Consider the following 16530-nt stretch of genomic DNA (forward strand, 5'->3'; position numbering starts at 1 on the left):
TAATTCTCCTGCGTTTATGAAGATATTTCCGGGCCGGCTCAGCGCCATTCGCGCCCGATATAGATGGCCAGCAGAATGATGCCGCCCTTGATGACATCCTGCAGATAGGGGTTGATGCCCATCAGGTTGAGGCCGTTATTGAGAATGCCGAGCAGCACCGCGCCGATGAGCGTGCCGAGGATGAGACCCCTGCCGCCGGCAATCGCCGTGCCGCCGAGAACGACCGCTGCGATGGCATCCAGTTCGAAGCCGACGCCGGCATTGGGCTGGCCACTCATCAGGCGGCCGGTGAGGATGAGGGCGGCAAGTGCTGCGGTGACACCCGAAATGCCGTAGACGGCAAGTTTGACACGTTGGGTCTTTACACCCGAAAGGCGGGCGGCAAGTTCGTTGCCACCGAGTGCATAGACATGGCGACCAAAAGCCGTGCGCTGCAACAGCACCCAGGCAATGGCATAAATCACCACCATGATGATGACAGGTACGGGAACGACACCGACGCGGCCGACGCCGAACCACGAAATCCAGCTTGGAATGCCGCTGACCGGATAACCGCCGGAATAGATGAGGCCGAGGCCACGTGCCATGCCCATGGTGGCGAGCGTGACGATGATGGCCGGCATCTTGCCCCAGGCGACGAGCGCGCCGTTGAAGATGCCGATGCCGAGACCGATGAACAGGCCGGCCGGCAAAGCAACCGCGGGAGACAGGCCGGTATTCACCATAAGCCCGGCCGACAGCGTGCCGACAAGCGCCATGACCGCACCGACCGACAGATCGATGCCGCCGGTGAGGATGACGAAGGTCATGCCGACGGCGAGAATGCCGACGACGGAAACCTGCCGCAGCACGTTCATGATATTGTTGACGCTGAAGAAATTGTCGCTCGCAAGCCCCATCAGGATCGATACGACAATCAGGCCCGCCAGAGGCAGGGCGAGCGGTGAACGCAGCATGGCGCTGAGACTGAAACCGCCCGTTTTCGCGGCAACGCCGGTGTTTGCATCAAGCGACATGTTCAACTCTCCCGGTGGTGGCGTTTGTCATTATTGTTTCTGAATTGATGTCTTCGCCCTCGACCGTGGCGACGATGCCGCCGGAACGGAAGACGCAGACCCTGTCGGACATGCCGATCACTTCCGGCAGCTCCGAGGAGATCATGATGATCGAGTATCCCTTGGCAGCGAATTCGCGCATCAGCGAATAGATTTCCGCCTTCGCGCCGACATCGATGCCGCGTGTCGGCTCGTCGAAGATCAGCACGCGCATGTCATGGTTCAGCCAGCGGGCGATGACGATCTTCTGCTGGTTGCCGCCCGATAGCGTGTCGACGCGGGCATAGGGGCCCTGCGCCTTCACCTGCACCTGCGCCATGGCCTTTGTCGTGTGCTCCAGTTCCTTTTTGAGATCGAGGAACCAGTGGGCCTTGCGGTATTTGCGGTAATTATTCAGCGAAATATTCTGCAGTATGGAGAAACTGGTGATCAGCCCCTCCTCCTTGCGGCTTTCCGGAAGCAAGCCGATGCCGCGCATCAGCGCTTCATCAGGACCGGAAAAACGCGTGTCCACGCCATCGACCTTGATCTTGCGGCGCGAGGCGGAATGCGCGCCCAGCATGGCGAGAACCGTTTCCGTGCGGCCCGAGCCGACAAGTCCGGCAAAGCCGAGAATTTCGCCCTTCCGCAGCGCAAAGCGCGAGACGGGGCCGCCCTTCTTCAATTGCAGCTCTTCCACTTCGATCACCTTTGCGGCGGAAGGATCGAGCGGCGGCTTTGGCGGGAAGCTGGATTCGATGCGCCGGCCGACCATCATCTCGACCAGACGGTCATTGTCGACCTCCGAAGTCAGGCAGGAACCGATAAGCTCACCATCGCGCAGAACGGTGATGCGGTCGCAGATCTCGAATATTTCTTCAAGGTGATGGGAAATGAAGATGATCGCCACGCCCTGACGTCGCAGTTCACGCATGACCTTGAACAGATGTTCGGTCTCGGACGGGGTTAGCGTCGCGGTCGGCTCGTCGAGCACGAGAATGCGGGCATCCAGCGACAGTGCCTTGGCGATTTCGACAAATTGCTGCTGGGCAACCGAAAGGCGATGCACCGGCACGTCGAGCGGAACATCCACGGCCAGACGGCTCATGATCTCGGCCGCGCGCTTGCGCATGGCGCCCTTGTTCAAAAGGCGCAGCGGCCCGCGGATTTCGCGGGCAAGAAACATGTTTTCAACGGCATTGAGATAGGGGATCAGGCTGAATTCCTGAAACACGATGCCGACGCCGGCCGCAATCGCCTCGTCGTAATTGGCGAAGCGGCGATCCTTGCCGTCAATGCGGATCGTTCCGTCCGATGGCTGCAAAATGCCGCACAGGATCTTCATCAAAGTCGACTTGCCCGCGCCGTTCTCGCCCAGAAGCGCATGCACCTCGCCGGCGCGCGCCTCAAGGTCGACGCCACGCAGGACTTCGATCTTGCCAAAGCTTTTTCTTATTCCATTCAGTTCCAGCATTTCACCCTCCTCGATGGTCGGGATTTAACCCCGCCCCCATACTAGACGGGGACGGGGCCTGGGAGGAGTTCTTACCAGCTGAACTCGCCGGCGTTTTTGCTGTCGACGACCATAACGTCGATCGGGACTTCCTTCGGCACCACGCGTGCGCCCCACTTCTGGGCAAGCGCCATGGCAAGGCCGACGCGGACCTGGTCACGCGGGAACTGCGCGGTGGTTTCGATGAAGGGGCCACCGTCGGCAATCGCCTTCACCGCTTCCGGAGCACCGTCCACCGAGGTCAGCTTGATGTCCTTGCCGGAACCCTGGATCGCAGCGAGTGCACCCATCGCGCCGCCGTCATTAACCGAGAAGATACCGGCGAGGTTCGGACGCGACTGGATCATGTTTTCAACGACGCCGAGAGCGACGGAGCGGTCCTGACGGCCGTTCTGCGTGTCAACGAGCTTGATCTCGGGGAATTCGGCAAGAGCCGCCTTGCAGCCTTCTACACGCTGCAGGATCGGAACGACCGGAATACCGTCGAGGATCGCGACTTCACCCTTGCCGCCAAGCGCATCGCCGAGATATTTGCACGACTGGTAACCCGCGTCACGGTTTTTCGAGCCGACGAAGGTGTCGACCGGGCCATTGGCATTGGCGTCCACCGCAACGACAGTCACACCGGCAGCCTTTGCAGCATGCACGGCGGCTTCGATGCCGGCGCTATCCGTCGGGTTCAGAAGCAGGATGTCGATCTTCTGCTGAAGCATGTCTTCAACGTCGGAAATCTGCTTTGCCACATCATGGCCGGCATCGGTGACGACGACATCGGCGCCAATGCTTGCGGCGGCTTCCTTCAGGGCTTCCTGCATCGATACGAAATAGGGGTTGTTCAGCTCCTGGAAGGTCATGCCGATCTTCAGCTTTTCCTGCGCCAGCGCCGGAGCGGCCATCATTGCGATTGCGGCTGTTGCCATCAGAAACTTGGATTTCATTTTCATCTCACTATTCCTCCCGTTTGGAAAGTTGGGGCAACAAGTGCCCGTTTCCGGACAGCCCTCTGCCCGAATTGGTAAAAATCGGCGATGTGTCGCTGGTTTAATCCGCCATGACCGCTGCCTTCTGGGCTGCGAATACGGTTCGGAACCTCGACGGCGACATTCCCTTCAGTTTCAGGAAATGCCGGTTGAAATTCGAAAGGTTGGAAAAGCCCACATCGTAGCAGACCTCCGCCACCTTCACGTCCTGATCCGCCAAGAGCATCTGGCAGGCAAGATCAATGCGTAGCTGATTGCGATAGCGCACCAGCGTCGTTCCCGTATGACGCTTGAAGGCACGGGAAAAGGCACTCGGGCTCTGGCCCACCATGTCGGCCAGATCGATCTCCTCGACCTGCTCCGTCAGATGCTGGCGCAGATGCGACAAAGCGCGGTTGATGCCGCTATCGCCAATGCCGGTCAGATCAAGCTCGTAGCTCAGGCTTGCCAGCACTTCTGAAGACGGCGCGTTGACCAGCAGATCGAGAATTTCCCAGAACAGTGCCAGACGGGTCAACCCCTGCGCTTCGATCAGCCGAAGCACCAGCGGGCGAACCCGGTCGCTCGTCTCGTCGTCGAACAGAATGCCGCGGCGGCTGCGATCCAGCAGCGCGCGCACCACATCCATCTCGGCCATGGAGGTGCAGGCATCTTCGATAAAGCTCTCCGGAAACTGGATCACGAGAGAGCGTGTCGGCACGATTTCGTCCGGCTCGATCTCGCTGATCCAGTTCTGGGGGAGATTGGGACCGGTCATGATGAGCTGACCGGGGCCGAAACGACCAACAAAATCACCGATATAGAACGTGCCAGACGTGGCGACGACAAGATGGATTTCGTATTCGGGATGATAATGCCAGCGCACGGTGCGGAACGGATAGCCATGCCGCCAGGCAGCGAAGGATTCGCCCTTGCGGATGTGCACCAGTTCCAGATCGGGCTGCATCATAGTTCCTCCCATCGACACGTCCGCCGCATTTGCGGAGCAAGGCCATTCCTCTTTATGGCTCGTCCAAGGCGTTGATGAGGAGCATATGGCGTGCGGCAGCTGTGCTTCCACATCACGCCGGAGAAATTACCGATACTTTTTTGACTCTTTTTTGTCGATAATTGAATAGTCGCCCAACATGGCTGACCATAAACTCGGCGGTTGCGTCGATTTTTTTGCTCAATTTGGCGTGATGCGCTCAAACAATGCTCAGCCAGAGGCAATATCTGATGATTTTTTGGAGTTCGGCCTGCCTGGTGCCGGCAGGCCGAACTCATACTTTTCCGCAGCATATCTGTCGCTTATGCATCAGCGGCCGGTTTACCCGCCACTTATTGCGGCATCACGATCTGCAGCTTCACATCCGTTTCCCGCGCCTCCACCGCACGGTCAAAACCGGCGATGCTGTCTTCGAAGGGAATTGTCGCGGAAATCAGTGGCTTAAGGTCGACTTTGCCGGATGCGATGAGGGCGACGGCCCGATCATAGACATTGGCGTAACGGAAAACCGTCTCCACCCGAAGCTCCTTGGCCTGCAGGCCGACAATATCGACCGGAACCGGATCGACCGGCATGCCGACAAGCACGATCGCGCCGCCGGGCCGCGCCAGCTTCGCCATGCCGAGCACGGCGGGTGCAGCCCCCGAGCATTCGAAGACGACATCGCAGCCCCAGCCATCTGTGGCGGCTGCCACGGCCTCGGCAAGATTGCGCTCGCGAATGTTGACGGTCTCGATACCGTCATAAGATGCGATAATATCGAGCTTCGGCTGGGCGAGATCGGCAACGATGACCTTCGCGCAACCGCCGGCAAGAGCCGCCAGCGCCACCATCATGCCGATCGGACCAGCACCCGTGACAACGGCGATATCACCGGGCTGGATGCGGGCTCTGAGTGCCGCCTGCATGCCGATGGCGAAGGGCTCGACCATGGCGCCTTCCGCGAAGGACACATTATCCGGCAGCTTGTAGGTGAAAGCGGCGGGGTGGATGACCTCCGGCGTCAGGCAGCCATGGATCGGCGGCGTCGCCCAGAAGCGAACGGCCGGATCGACGTTATAGATACCGAGCTTCGAAGCGCGCGACGTGGGATCAGGAATACCCGGCTCCATGCAGACGCGGTCTCCAGCCTTCAGATGGCTCACCTCGGCACCGGTTTCGATCACGGTTCCCGATGCCTCATGGCCCAGCACCATGGGGGCGTTGACGACAAAATGGCCGATCTTGCCATGGGTATAATAATGGACGTCGGAGCCGCAGATGCCGACCGTATGGGTGCGGATGCGCACATCCTTCGGTCCGAGTTCACCGGGCCCGAATTCGTTGGGAATGTCAAAATCCCTGAGCGAGAGTTTGCCTTTTTCTTCCAGCACCAGTGCTTTCATCTCATCCTCCATGGTTTGCGATACGCCTGGCAGCGAATTCACTGGGCATCGGACCGAAAAGTGTATTGCGGTTTTCAGAAAATCCGATGCTCAAGCAAAAACTTGGAACGGCGGGACCGATTCCGCTTTGTCTCCCGCCATTCCAAGCGTGATGGCGTGCAATTTCGGCAAAAGTAAACAGAAATCGGCCGGATCGGCCGGTTTTTCTTTGCGAAGGAAAAACTGTATCGAGGTGCCTGCAATTTCTCATCACTGGCGCGAGGTCACGGCCTTTCAGCAGAGGGACACAGGGCATGATTCGTCTGCCATTGCCGGAACCTTATTGTCCCCACAAGACCGGCGTACCAAGCCCTGCTAGAGCTTCTCGCCCGGCAGCCGGCTCGCCTGCTTCACCCAGTCGGCAAACTGCGCTTCATCGAAAATACCCTCGTGGATATCGAGGTAGCGAACCTTCGGATGTTTCGACGTGCCGGGCGGCAAAGGTTGCAAGGATGCGCCGTTAAGGAAGGTGACTTTGATATATCTGGTAAAGCAGTGGAGACTGAGGAACCAGATGTCATCCTCCATGCCGTAAAGGGGCGAGTTCCACTTCACCGCCTTGCGCACGCCGGGCACCAGGCTTTCAACCAGCGTGTCGATCCGCGCTCCGACCGGGCTTTTCCAGCCCGGCATGGCGGCAATATAGGCCTGCACGGGGGCATCGCCATACCCCTTGGCAATCTGTGGATTGCCGCCCGAAAGAAGCTTCGGTGCGGCGGCGGACGGCTCGGTGTCCACGATTTTTGCAGCTTTATCCGACTTCTTTTCGGCCATCCCGGTCTCCTCCCAGTATCATGCGGCTTCCTGGCATTTTCCCGAGCCGCGGTACAAGCCTGCCATAAAAAGCGACCACAGTAAAAAAACTATATTTTATGCACAGCCCTTGCTTCGCCCCCGGCGATGCATATCCGGGGGGTATCTGCGGAAAAAACCTCTATTTCGGCATGGCGACTGAAGCGCAGACACGACGGTACCGACCCGCCATGGCTGGCAGGCCAATTCCAGCCACAATGCGACGACAGTGCCCTATCGCGGCTTCAGGCGCGCAAGGCGGCTGCGGGAGACTGGCGATAGGCAAGGAGGGCCGGTATCGCGGCAAGAACGGCGGCAAAGCCCAGCAGGAAGAGCGCAAGACGCAAATCCTCGCCAGTGAAGCCGACGGGCAGGATCACGCCGCTTCTTGCGGTAAAAAGCTGCGCGCCGATATGGGCTGCACCCAACCCAACCAGAAAACCGATGCCGACACCAAGCGCCACCAGAAAGAAAAGCTCCAGCCAGACGATCGCGAAAACCGAGCCACGGGGCGCCCCGAATGCCCGCAATGCGCCGATCTGCCGACGCCGTTGCCCGATATGGATCACCGTGACCAGCATCAGCGCCGCCGCCACCAGCCCTTGCGAGCCGGCCGCGACCGCGCTCAGCACCGTCTTGGCGTCTCCAAGCGTGGCATAAAGACCGGTCAGCACTTCTCCCGGGAAAACACCAAGCGTATTGCCGCTGCGATATTCCTGTCGCAGGCGATAGGCATCGGCAATCGTCTTCGGCTTGACGAGAATGGCCGGCAGACCGGGTAAGCCTTCACCAAAAGCCTCCACGATCGGCGCATCGGGATCGATGCCGCCATGATGATCGGCCTCGGCATGGCCCGAAGAAGCATTGGAGGCAGGCACCTCATTTTGTCCCTGCTGCGCCCCGGTCTGGACAACGGCACGGTCGTGGCCCGCCTCCCCTTCGGAGTGCGTGTCGCCATCCTCGTGATGCTCCCCATCTTCATGGGCATGATCGTGGGCGTGATCGTGACCATCCGCTTGATGACCGCCGCCATCCGCATCCGCATGGTTTACACCTTCCGCCTCACCGTGATCATGACCATGGTCCTGGCCGAGACCATGGACGTGCCATACGGCCTGTATCGGCACGAGAATGGCACGATCCCAGGGGGTGCCGGTCGGCTGCAGCCTGCCGACAACCGTATAGGCTATTTCGGTGTGGGTATGACCGCCGGTTTCGGCGGTGCCATGCATCGGCTTGATCTCGGCGCCAAGGGACAGATTGACGGCGGCACCGAGGACGGCTTCGCCTTCCAGCGCGAACATCCTGCCCTCGGTAAAACCGGGTGTCGTGTTGCCGACAAGGCTCGTCGTCGTGCCGACGATGGGATAGCCGGAAAAGGAATCGCCGAAACCGACCGGCGCTGCCCAGGCAACGCGCGGATCAGCGGCAAGTCTGGTGAGGACGGCGCCATCCACAAGCGGCAGGGGTGCCGCCTGCAGGAAGATGGAAGAAAGGACCAGCTGGGTTTCACTGCCGGCCGCACCGACAACGAGATCGAATTTATCGGCAGCGCGGGCGCTGCCGAGACGCAGCGACCGTTCCTGCAGCGTGACCGCCACGCCGAGCGCAGTGGCCAGCGCAACCAGCAGAACCACGACGGCCCCGCCCAGCCACAGGCGACGCAGGTCGGCAAGGATGAAACCGATCATGCCGCGATCTCCTTCCGCTCGGTATCGGCAACGATACGGCCGCCACTCAGGGTCAGACGCCGGTCGAGACGGCCGATAAGATGCTGGTCATGGCTGGCGACAATCAGGGTGCTGCCGGTGTCGGTGGCGACAGATAGAAGCAGGTCGCCGACGGCTTCCCCGCTTTCGAGATCAAGGCTCGCGGTCGGTTCGTCGGCAATGATCACCCCGGGGCTGCGCAGCAGCGCGCGGGCGATGGCAACCCGCTGCATTTCACCGCGTGACATGGTCTCGACGTGCTGACCGGGACGCTTGAGACCGACGGTTGCAAACAGGGATTGCGCACGTTTTATGAGGTCTGCATTTGCCACGCGCGACAGGCGGGCCGGCAGCAGGATATTGTCCAGCGCGGAAAGGCCAGGAAAAAGATGAAACTCCTGCATGACGAGGCCGATATTGGCGGCACGCCAGCGATCGCGACGGCTCTCGGACAAATCGGCGATATTCTCGCTCCCCCACACGACACGGCCAACCGCGACGTGCTCAAGGCCGGCGATAATATTGATGAGGGTGCTCTTGCCCGAGCCGGAACCGCCCGTCAGCGCCACACGGCTTCCGGCAGCGATTTCCAGGCGGTCGAGAACGAGAACCGGGGCCGCCAGACCGGGAAAGGACACGGCAAGATTTTCTATCTTCAGAGGCAGCATGTCTCAAACCGTCGCGTATTCTGCCTGGCGGATGCGCAGCAGGCTGACGAAGCCGGTATCCGGATCTGTCCAGGAACCCGTTTCCAGCGTGCCGCGCACTTCAATCGTCTGGCTGGGCTGGGTAAAGGTCTGTTTCTCACCGAGATAGACAACGACGATATTGTCCGGCCAGTCGGAATCGGTGGAGCAGAACGGGCAGATCGACATCGGGATTTCGGTCAGAACGAAAAACTGCGCTTCGGCCTTCAGCGGCGGCGCCATGAAGCCGCGCATGGCGACCTCCTTGCCGTTCAGCTGCTTGACCTTCTCGGAAAACTCCAGCCCGAGCACGCTGACCTTGCCATAAAGTTCATCAAAGGTGAGGTCGCTTTTCGCCTGCGCGCGCGTGCCGACGGCCAGCAGCGGCAGACCGGCAATGAGACCCAGGGTCTGGCGACGGCTGAACCACGCCTGATCAGGCTTGCCCATGACCATTCTCCTTTTTGAAAGGCCTCACATCGTCAGCCATGGCCGGCAATGCGAGGCCGGAAACCGGCAGGGACACACCGCAACAGTGCGCCCCTGCCCCGTTCAGTTATTAGTTGGTCTGCTTTGCGCCGAGCGCGAGGGCTTCTGCGAGACCCTTATAGACATCGCTCTGTTCCATGTAGCCGCGGAAACCTTCGGCGCCCGGACCTTCAGCCTGCAGCACAACATCATCGACCGCATGGACGCCACTGTCCGAGCTCTTCGGAATGATACCGGTGACGAGAACGGCACCGGGAACATCCTTGTACTGTTCGTTGGCGATATATTCCTTCTTTTCGTTCTGGATGGCCGGTGCGAAGGGGCCGTCGAGCTTCGGACGGAAGGTTTCGTAGTGATCCGGGCCGTTATTGGCGTTCAGGAACAGGCGACGCGAGACATCGACCCTGTCCGGATAGCCATCGCCGTCCTTGTCTTCATAGTTCGGGAAGCCGGCTTCGGCATAGGTGCCGACCTTTTCGCGCATGTCCGTGCCGGGCTTATCGTCATCAACGGTGCCGATGATGGAAACACCATGGGTATGGTCACCGGTGACGATGATCAGCGTATCGGGATTCTTGGCCGCAAATTCGCGGGCAACGCCGATGGCCTTGTCGAATTCGATCGTGTCGACCACGGCGCGGTCCCAGTCGAGCGGGTGGGACATCTTGTCGACGTTGGCCGCTTCGACCATCAGGAAGAAACCGTCCGGGTTCTTCGACAGGCTGTCGAGCGCAACCTTAGTCATTTCAACGAGACCCGGCTGATCCGGGAACTTGCCCGTGGTGCCCTTCTTCAGGAACTCGCGGTCCAGCGTGGTGTCCATGTTGCCGGTGTGGAACAGGCCGAGGATCTTGCCGGTATTGGTACCGGCAGCCGTTGCGAGTTCAGCCTTGCTGGTCGCCAGCGTATAGCCTGCTTCCTTGAACAGGGCGATATAGTCCTTGTCGTCCTTGCGCTTGGAACCGGCGGTGGACTGCGGCAGGAAATAAGCGGAACCGCCGCCGAGAAGCACATCCGGCTTCACGTCGAACAGCATGCCATTGATTTCAGCCTTGTCGCCACGCTTGCGGGTGTGGGCAACGACGGCAGCCGGTGTCGCATCCTGCACTTCGGCGGTGGAGATGATGCCGATCGACTTCTTGGTCTGACGGCGCAGGGCTTCGGCAAGCGTTTCCACCTTGGGATCGTCCAGCGAGGCCGGGGTACGGTCGGCATAAACGCCGATGGCGTTCACGGCGGTCTTGTGACCGGTCATATAGGCCGACATGGTGTTGGCGCTGTCGGTGGCGACGGCATCGGTGGCGGACGTGCCGATAAAGGCGACCGGCGGCACATCGTCCATGTTGAGACGGCCATTGGCCTTGCCCTGTGTCATGCCCTTGGACATGATGCGGGCGGCCGTGCGATGGGCAACCGACAGACCGTCGGCGATCAGGAAGATGACATTCTTGGCCTTCGCCTGGTCGGGCGTGCCATAGACGGTCCAGGTCACGCTCCTGGTTTCGGAACCGGCCGAAACTTCAACCTTGTAGTCACCGGCATCGGCAAGCGAAACGCCACGCAGGATGACGGCCGAGCCAAGAACCTTGTCCTTGTTCTTTTCTTCGGCAACGAACTCGGCATCCTTGCCGAGCAGAGCCTTGTAATCCTGGCCGTTGACGGTGATCTTGACGTCTTCCGGCTTTACGACAGTGTCGAATTCAGCCTTGAAATCAAACGGTGAGCCGGTCAGGATCGTAGCACGATCAAGCGGATAGACCTCGGCAGCCTGAGCGGCGCCGGCAAGAACGGTCGTAGCGACCAAAGCAGCAACAATTTTGCGCATATTCCCCTCGCAAGACATGTGAAAACCACAGCCTCTCCTAGACCCGCCACATGACAGTTGCATGACTTGCAGACGACCATATCCTGAAAGCGGGCAGCGACGGGAACCCGCCACGGCGCATGCGAGACGCCGATCCCCACCGGCCGAAATATGCCGGCTTCAGCGAAACCGGGTCAGCCTTTCTTGATGCGCAACCCTTCCAGCAAGGTGCGGAAACTCCCGACGGCCCGTTTCGAGGTCATCTCGGGGTCGTCGGAATTCGCGATCCACTGGGCGGCGCTGCTGCTCGCCGCGTTAATGAAACGGGCGCATGCTTCCGGATCGATATCGGCGATCGTGCCTTCCTGCCTGAGCGCCTCAAGGCTTCGCGCAACGGCCGAGATGCAGCCATTGGCATTCGGCCAGCGGGAGGGATCGCCGAGCACCGCCGGTCCGTCGCGGAACATGATCCGCTGGATTTCCGGCTCGAGGGCCATGCGGACATAACCGACATTTTCATCAACGAAACCGTCCCACCGGGTTGCGGCCCTTGAGGAAATCTCACAGAGTCTTTTCGTCATCTCCGCGTCGATTTCGGCCACGACCGCCAGCAGCAGGCCCTTTTTATCACCAAAATGGTGATAAAGCGCACCACGGGTCAGCCCCGCCTCGGCCGTAAAATCGTCCATCGACGCTTCGGCATAACCGATGCTGCCAAATGCCTTGCGGCCGGCGGCCAGAAGCTTCGCCCGTGTCTCGGCGATCATTTCACTGCGGGGTTTGCGCATTTTTTCTCCGTCGTCCACATACGTTGCGTATATTAGTTGACATACGCCACGTATGCAATTATCTCATTCACATACGCCACGTATGTGTGTGGTGGATACTCCCTGAACAAGGTGCATCCCGATGTCTAATCCATACAGAGAAATTTTCAGCGCTCCAGGCGCGAAAGGCTTTTCCGCCGCGGGCTTCTTCGCCCGCCTGCCGATTGCGATGGCGCCGATCGGCATCGTTGCCATGCTTTCCCAGACCCATGGCGAATATTGGCTTGCCGGTGCCGTCTCGGCGACTTTCGCGCTGACCAACGCCGCCGCGGCACCCCAGATTTCCCGTCTGGTGGATCGCAGGGGCCAGAGCAAGGTGCTCATCCCGGCCACCATCATATCGGTCCTCGCCTTTATGGTCTTGATCGTGGCCACGAACCAGAAATGGCCGGTCTGGACCCTGTTCCTCTCGGCCTTCCTTGCCGCCGCCATGCCGAGCATTCCCGCCATGATGCGCGCACGCTGGACGGAAATCTTCCGTGACCGGCCCGAGCTGAATACGGCTTTTGCCTTTGAATCCGCTGCGGACGAGCTTGTTTACATCGCCGGCGCCTCGCTTTCCGTCGGCCTCGCGGTCTCCCTCTTTCCGGAAGCCGGCATGATGATCAGCACGGCCTCGCTCGCGCTCGGCACCTTTGCCTTCCTGCTGCAACGGTCGACCGAACCCAAGGTACGCCCGGCTGAAAGCGGCCGGCGGCAGCATTCGGCGATCCGGCTGCGGCCGGTCCAGATCATCACGCTCGCCCTGATCTTCGTAGGCTCGACCTTCGCCACGGCCGAGGTCAGCGCCGTCGCGATCACCAAGGAACTCGGCCAGCCGGAGGCCGCCAGCCTCGTCATCGGTGTCTATGCCATCGGTTCCTTCGTCGTCGGCCTGCTTCTGGGCGCAATCAACCCGAAAATGCCGCTGCAGCGGCAATTGCTGATCGCCGTCAGCGTCCTTGCCCTTACCGCTCTGCCGCTCCTCTTTGCCACCACAACGGTTGCCCTGCTCGCCTTCGCCGTTTTCCTCAGCGGCATTGCGATCTCTCCCATCTTCATCACCGCTTTCGGCCTCATCGAGCGTCGTGTGCCGGAATCGATGCTGACGGAAGGTGTGACCTGGGTGATGACCGGCATCGGTATCGGCATGGCGCTGGGTGCCTTCGTCTCCGGCTGGGTGATCGACAATTTCGGTCCCACCAACGGCTTCTGGATGTCCGTCGCCGCAAGCCTTTCGACGGTGGCCATCATCGGTTTCGGCCAACGCAGCCTTTCTGGAGAGCAGAGACTTTCCGGCACAAAATCCGTGGCGCAGCCCGCCGAATAATACCCACCGGAGCCAGCCCCGTCGCCACATCCCGCGATCGGGCTGGCCCCGTTTCATCTTCACGGGTTGAGATCGCGTGCCGCCGCAGCCTTGCCAAGCAGCGGCGGCATCAACGCCAAATCGGCCGTCGCGGATCGCAGACCGCACGCAGACAGGAGCCTCTGGACCCGCAGATATCAGGGCGGGCGATCACCTCGGGTCAGGGATCATGGGCGATGAGCCGGGTGTGATTGAAATGCCGAAAATGGTCTGACAGACGGGGCGTTTTCCGGCGGAAGTCCGTGTCCCGTTCTCCAGACACGGGAAATACGTCCCTTCGATCCGCAATGGCCTTCACAGTCGATAAAGGAGGTTGCACAAAGCCGGATTGACCGTTTTAGTGGCGAGGCAGCCACGGACGGGGAGGAAAATGATGGACGGACTAAACCGCTGGCGTCACATGACAAGTGCGCCTAAAAACGGCAATCGGATTCTTGTAACGATCCGCTCGTCAGAGCAGGGGCCAGCCGAAGTGGACCTTGCATACTGGTCGAAGGGCGATCAATTCGGTCCGGAAGGCTGGCGCGCCTCGGATTCCTCTCCTGGTCGGATTGTTGAATATACCGAAGCGGAATTGAAGTGTTGGATGCCGGTACCTTCGGCCAATGACAATGGCCTCTCAATGCCCTTTCCCTGGGAGGGAGAGGATGAACGCGAACTCGACGGCTCAGGAATATGACCGGTACACGGTTATATTCCGACCCTTCCGCCGGTTAGATCGCCGCCACTCCATGCTCAAGCCGGGCAGGCCGCGCAAATCCTTGCGCTGAGCGGCCGGCGCGGCCCCGATCAATCAGGACATGCCGACGCGGCGATCCACCGCTGCGGCGTCGGTCTTGCGCGACCGTTGATCTGCAGCCGGTCAATTGTCGATGGGAAAGGCGAAGCCAGCCTTCACGCGATCCATGACAACCATTGTCTTGAACCCCTTGATATCGTGATTTTCGTAAAAGAACCTGCGGGTAAAGGCCTCATAGTCCTCCATGTCCTTTGCCGTGATGACCAGGATGAAGTCGGCGTCGCCCGTCACGTAATAACCGATCATGACTTCCCGCGTCGCGCGGATGGCTGCCTTGAAACGATCGACGATGTCCGCCCGCTCACGTTCCAGCGATACGAGAACGATCATTGTGATGCCGCGCCCGACGGCTTTGGGCGAGATGATCGCGACATCCGCTTCGATGACCCCTTCCTCACGCAACCGCTTCAGGCGGCGCTGACATGCCGTCGGCGACAGATTGACGATCTGCGCCAGTTCCTCTGACGTCAGGCGGTTGTTCTTTTGCACGGCGTCAAGCAACGCCCTGTCGGCTCGATCAATGCTGGTCATGCGGAATTCCTGCGTCATTGGGGAAAATTAAGCATTTATCCTGCACCGGAAGGAAAATAAACGCCGCCGATCGATCATGCCGCGCCGCTAAGCTCCTGGCAAATAAAAAGGGAGCCTGCTCATGAAAGGTATCGCCAGCGCGGCGCTGAAAAACCTGCATCGACCCGATCTGATCGAGCATCGTGCCTTTCTGGACGGGGCATGGGTGGCGCACGACAATTGGCTGAGTGTTATCGATCCGGCAACGGGTGAACATCTCGTCGATGTAACATCCTGCCCGCTTGACGATGTTGACGTCGCAATTGGTGCCGCCGGCAGAGCCTTTCCCGACTGGCGGGAGAGGCTGCCCGTCGAACGTGGCGATATTCTCCGCGCCTGGAGCAGACTGATGCGCGAAAACGCGCGGGATCTCGCCACGATCATCACTGCCGAACAGGGCAAACCATTCGCTGAATCGCTCGGCGAGATTTCCTACGGCGCCAATTTTCTCGACTGGTTCGCAAGCGAGGGCGAACGATCCTACGGGGAGACTATTCCGAGCCATTTGAAAGGCGGCAGCCTGTCCGTACAAATGCAGCCGATTGGCGTGACCGTCGCAATCACCCCATGGAACTTCCCTTCCGCCATGATAACCCGCAAGGCAGGCGCAGCTCTTGCCGCGGGCTGCACCATGATCGTCAAGCCGGCGCCGGAAACACCGCTCTCGGCGCTGGCTCTGGCAAAACTTGCCGATGAGGCGGGTATGCCGGCCGGTGTCCTGCAGGTTTTGCCCGGCGAAGCCGCACCCCTTGCACGCCGCCTTCTGGAACACACCGATATCCGCGCATTTTCCTTCACCGGCTCCACCGAAGTCGGACGAATCCTGCTCACGCAGTCGGCTGCCACCATCAAAAAGGCATCACTGGAGCTTGGCGGCCACGCACCCTTTATTGTGTTTGAGGATACCGATCTATCTCAAGCCGTGAAGGGCTGCCTCAGCGCCAAATTCGCCACATCCGGACAAGATTGCCTTGCGGCAAACCGCATCTACGTTCAACGCGCGCTTTACGAACGGTTCATCGATCGGTTCGCAGACGCGGCCTCCGAACTCACCGTTGGCCACGGCCTCGAGCCCGCCACCGACATCGGACCCATGACGCGCCCGTCGGTTTCCGAAAAGTGCCGTCAGCAGATTGCGCAAGCCCTCTCCTCCGGCGCGCGTCTTGTCTGCGGCGGGCAGGACAGCCCGTTAGGGGGCAATTTCGTAACGCCGACTGTGCTGGCCGATGTGACCGACGACATGCTGATTGCCCGCGAGGAAACCTTCGGACCGGTGGCCGCCATCCTGCCTTTTGATGACGAACAGGACGTGATCCGCCGCGCCAATGCGACCGAGATGGGGCTCGCGGCCTATGTCTACACCAACGATCTCGGCCGGGCGATGCGCCTCACCGACCGGCTGGAATACGGCATGGTGGCTGTCAACACACCCAAATTCACCGGTGCGCCCATTCCATTCGGCGGCTGGAAACAATCAGGCCTTGGCCGCGAGGGCTCGCGCCACGGCCTCATGGAATATCTCGAACCCAAATATGTCTGCTTCGGCAATCTGGCTGCCTGAAAGGAA

The 16530-nt window shown here is 60.2% G+C and carries 15 protein-coding genes; 3 read left to right on the forward strand and 12 right to left on the reverse strand.

The window, feature by feature from the left end:
- Positions 1-38: 38 nt before the first annotated feature.
- The 11 genes from N434_RS14320 to N434_RS14370 form a co-directional block, all read right to left on the reverse strand.
- Positions 39-1016 carry an ABC transporter permease gene (locus N434_RS14320; protein ID WP_065117864.1) on the reverse strand — a complete coding sequence of 326 codons (978 nt, stop codon included), beginning with the start codon at positions 1014-1016 and terminating at the stop codon, positions 39-41.
- Positions 1006-2508, reverse strand: a complete 1503-nt coding sequence (locus N434_RS14325) for a sugar ABC transporter ATP-binding protein (RefSeq protein ID WP_110758793.1) — start codon at positions 2506-2508, stop codon at positions 1006-1008. The genes N434_RS14320 and N434_RS14325 overlap by 11 nt, the downstream gene beginning before the upstream one ends.
- A 71-nt stretch (positions 2509-2579) precedes the next feature.
- A complete protein-coding gene (locus N434_RS14330) occupies positions 2580-3491 on the reverse strand; it encodes an ABC transporter substrate-binding protein (RefSeq protein WP_110758795.1) in 912 nt (303 codons plus the stop codon).
- A 97-nt stretch (positions 3492-3588) separates the two neighbouring features.
- Positions 3589-4473, reverse strand: coding sequence for an AraC family transcriptional regulator (locus N434_RS14335; RefSeq protein WP_110758917.1), 885 nt, complete (start codon positions 4471-4473; stop codon positions 3589-3591).
- Positions 4474-4847: 374 nt separating this feature from the next.
- Positions 4848-5900 carry an NAD(P)-dependent alcohol dehydrogenase gene (locus N434_RS14340; RefSeq protein ID WP_065117866.1) on the reverse strand — a complete coding sequence of 351 codons (1053 nt, stop codon included), beginning with the start codon at positions 5898-5900 and terminating at the stop codon, positions 4848-4850.
- A gap of 354 nt (positions 5901-6254) precedes the next feature.
- Positions 6255-6713: a DUF1801 domain-containing protein gene (locus N434_RS14345; protein ID WP_065117867.1), complete on the reverse strand. Its 459-nt coding sequence runs from the start codon at positions 6711-6713 to the stop codon at positions 6255-6257.
- Between the two features lie 263 nt (positions 6714-6976).
- Positions 6977-8422 (reverse strand): ABC transporter permease, encoded by a 1446-nt coding sequence (locus N434_RS14350; RefSeq protein ID WP_110758797.1) that lies wholly within the window; start codon positions 8420-8422, stop codon positions 6977-6979.
- Complete coding sequence (locus N434_RS14355; RefSeq protein WP_110758798.1) at positions 8419-9108, reverse strand: ABC transporter ATP-binding protein; 690 nt, start codon at positions 9106-9108, stop codon at positions 8419-8421. Before N434_RS14355 ends, N434_RS14350 begins: the two co-directional genes overlap by 4 nt.
- 3 nt (positions 9109-9111) lie before the next feature.
- Positions 9112-9576: a hypothetical protein gene (locus N434_RS14360; protein WP_110758919.1), complete on the reverse strand. Its 465-nt coding sequence runs from the start codon at positions 9574-9576 to the stop codon at positions 9112-9114.
- Positions 9577-9685: 109 nt separating this feature from the next.
- On the reverse strand, positions 9686-11440 hold the full coding sequence (locus N434_RS14365; RefSeq protein ID WP_065117871.1) for an alkaline phosphatase: 1755 nt from the start codon (positions 11438-11440) through the stop codon (positions 9686-9688).
- Between the two features lie 173 nt (positions 11441-11613).
- A complete protein-coding gene (locus N434_RS14370; protein WP_161991810.1) occupies positions 11614-12207 on the reverse strand; it encodes a TetR/AcrR family transcriptional regulator in 594 nt (197 codons plus the stop codon).
- Positions 12208-12328: 121 nt separating this feature from the next.
- Between N434_RS14370 and N434_RS14375 the strand changes: the two genes are divergently transcribed.
- On the forward strand, positions 12329-13555 hold the full coding sequence (locus N434_RS14375) for an MFS transporter (RefSeq protein WP_110758801.1): 1227 nt from the start codon (positions 12329-12331) through the stop codon (positions 13553-13555).
- Between the two features lie 412 nt (positions 13556-13967).
- On the forward strand, positions 13968-14273 hold the full coding sequence (locus tag N434_RS14380) for a hypothetical protein (protein ID WP_110758921.1): 306 nt from the start codon (positions 13968-13970) through the stop codon (positions 14271-14273).
- Between the two features lie 183 nt (positions 14274-14456).
- Here the strand turns inward: N434_RS14380 and N434_RS14385 are convergent, their stop codons facing one another.
- Complete coding sequence (locus tag N434_RS14385) at positions 14457-14924, reverse strand: Lrp/AsnC family transcriptional regulator (protein ID WP_065117950.1); 468 nt, start codon at positions 14922-14924, stop codon at positions 14457-14459.
- A gap of 121 nt (positions 14925-15045) precedes the next feature.
- Between N434_RS14385 and N434_RS14390 the strand changes: the two genes are divergently transcribed.
- Complete coding sequence (locus N434_RS14390) at positions 15046-16524, forward strand: NAD-dependent succinate-semialdehyde dehydrogenase (protein WP_110758803.1); 1479 nt, start codon at positions 15046-15048, stop codon at positions 16522-16524.
- Positions 16525-16530 lie beyond the last annotated feature (6 nt).

Source organism: Rhizobium sp. UGM030330-04 (genome assembly GCF_003208455.1).
Taxonomy (GTDB): Bacteria; Pseudomonadota; Alphaproteobacteria; order Rhizobiales; family Rhizobiaceae; genus Agrobacterium; species Agrobacterium rhizogenes_A.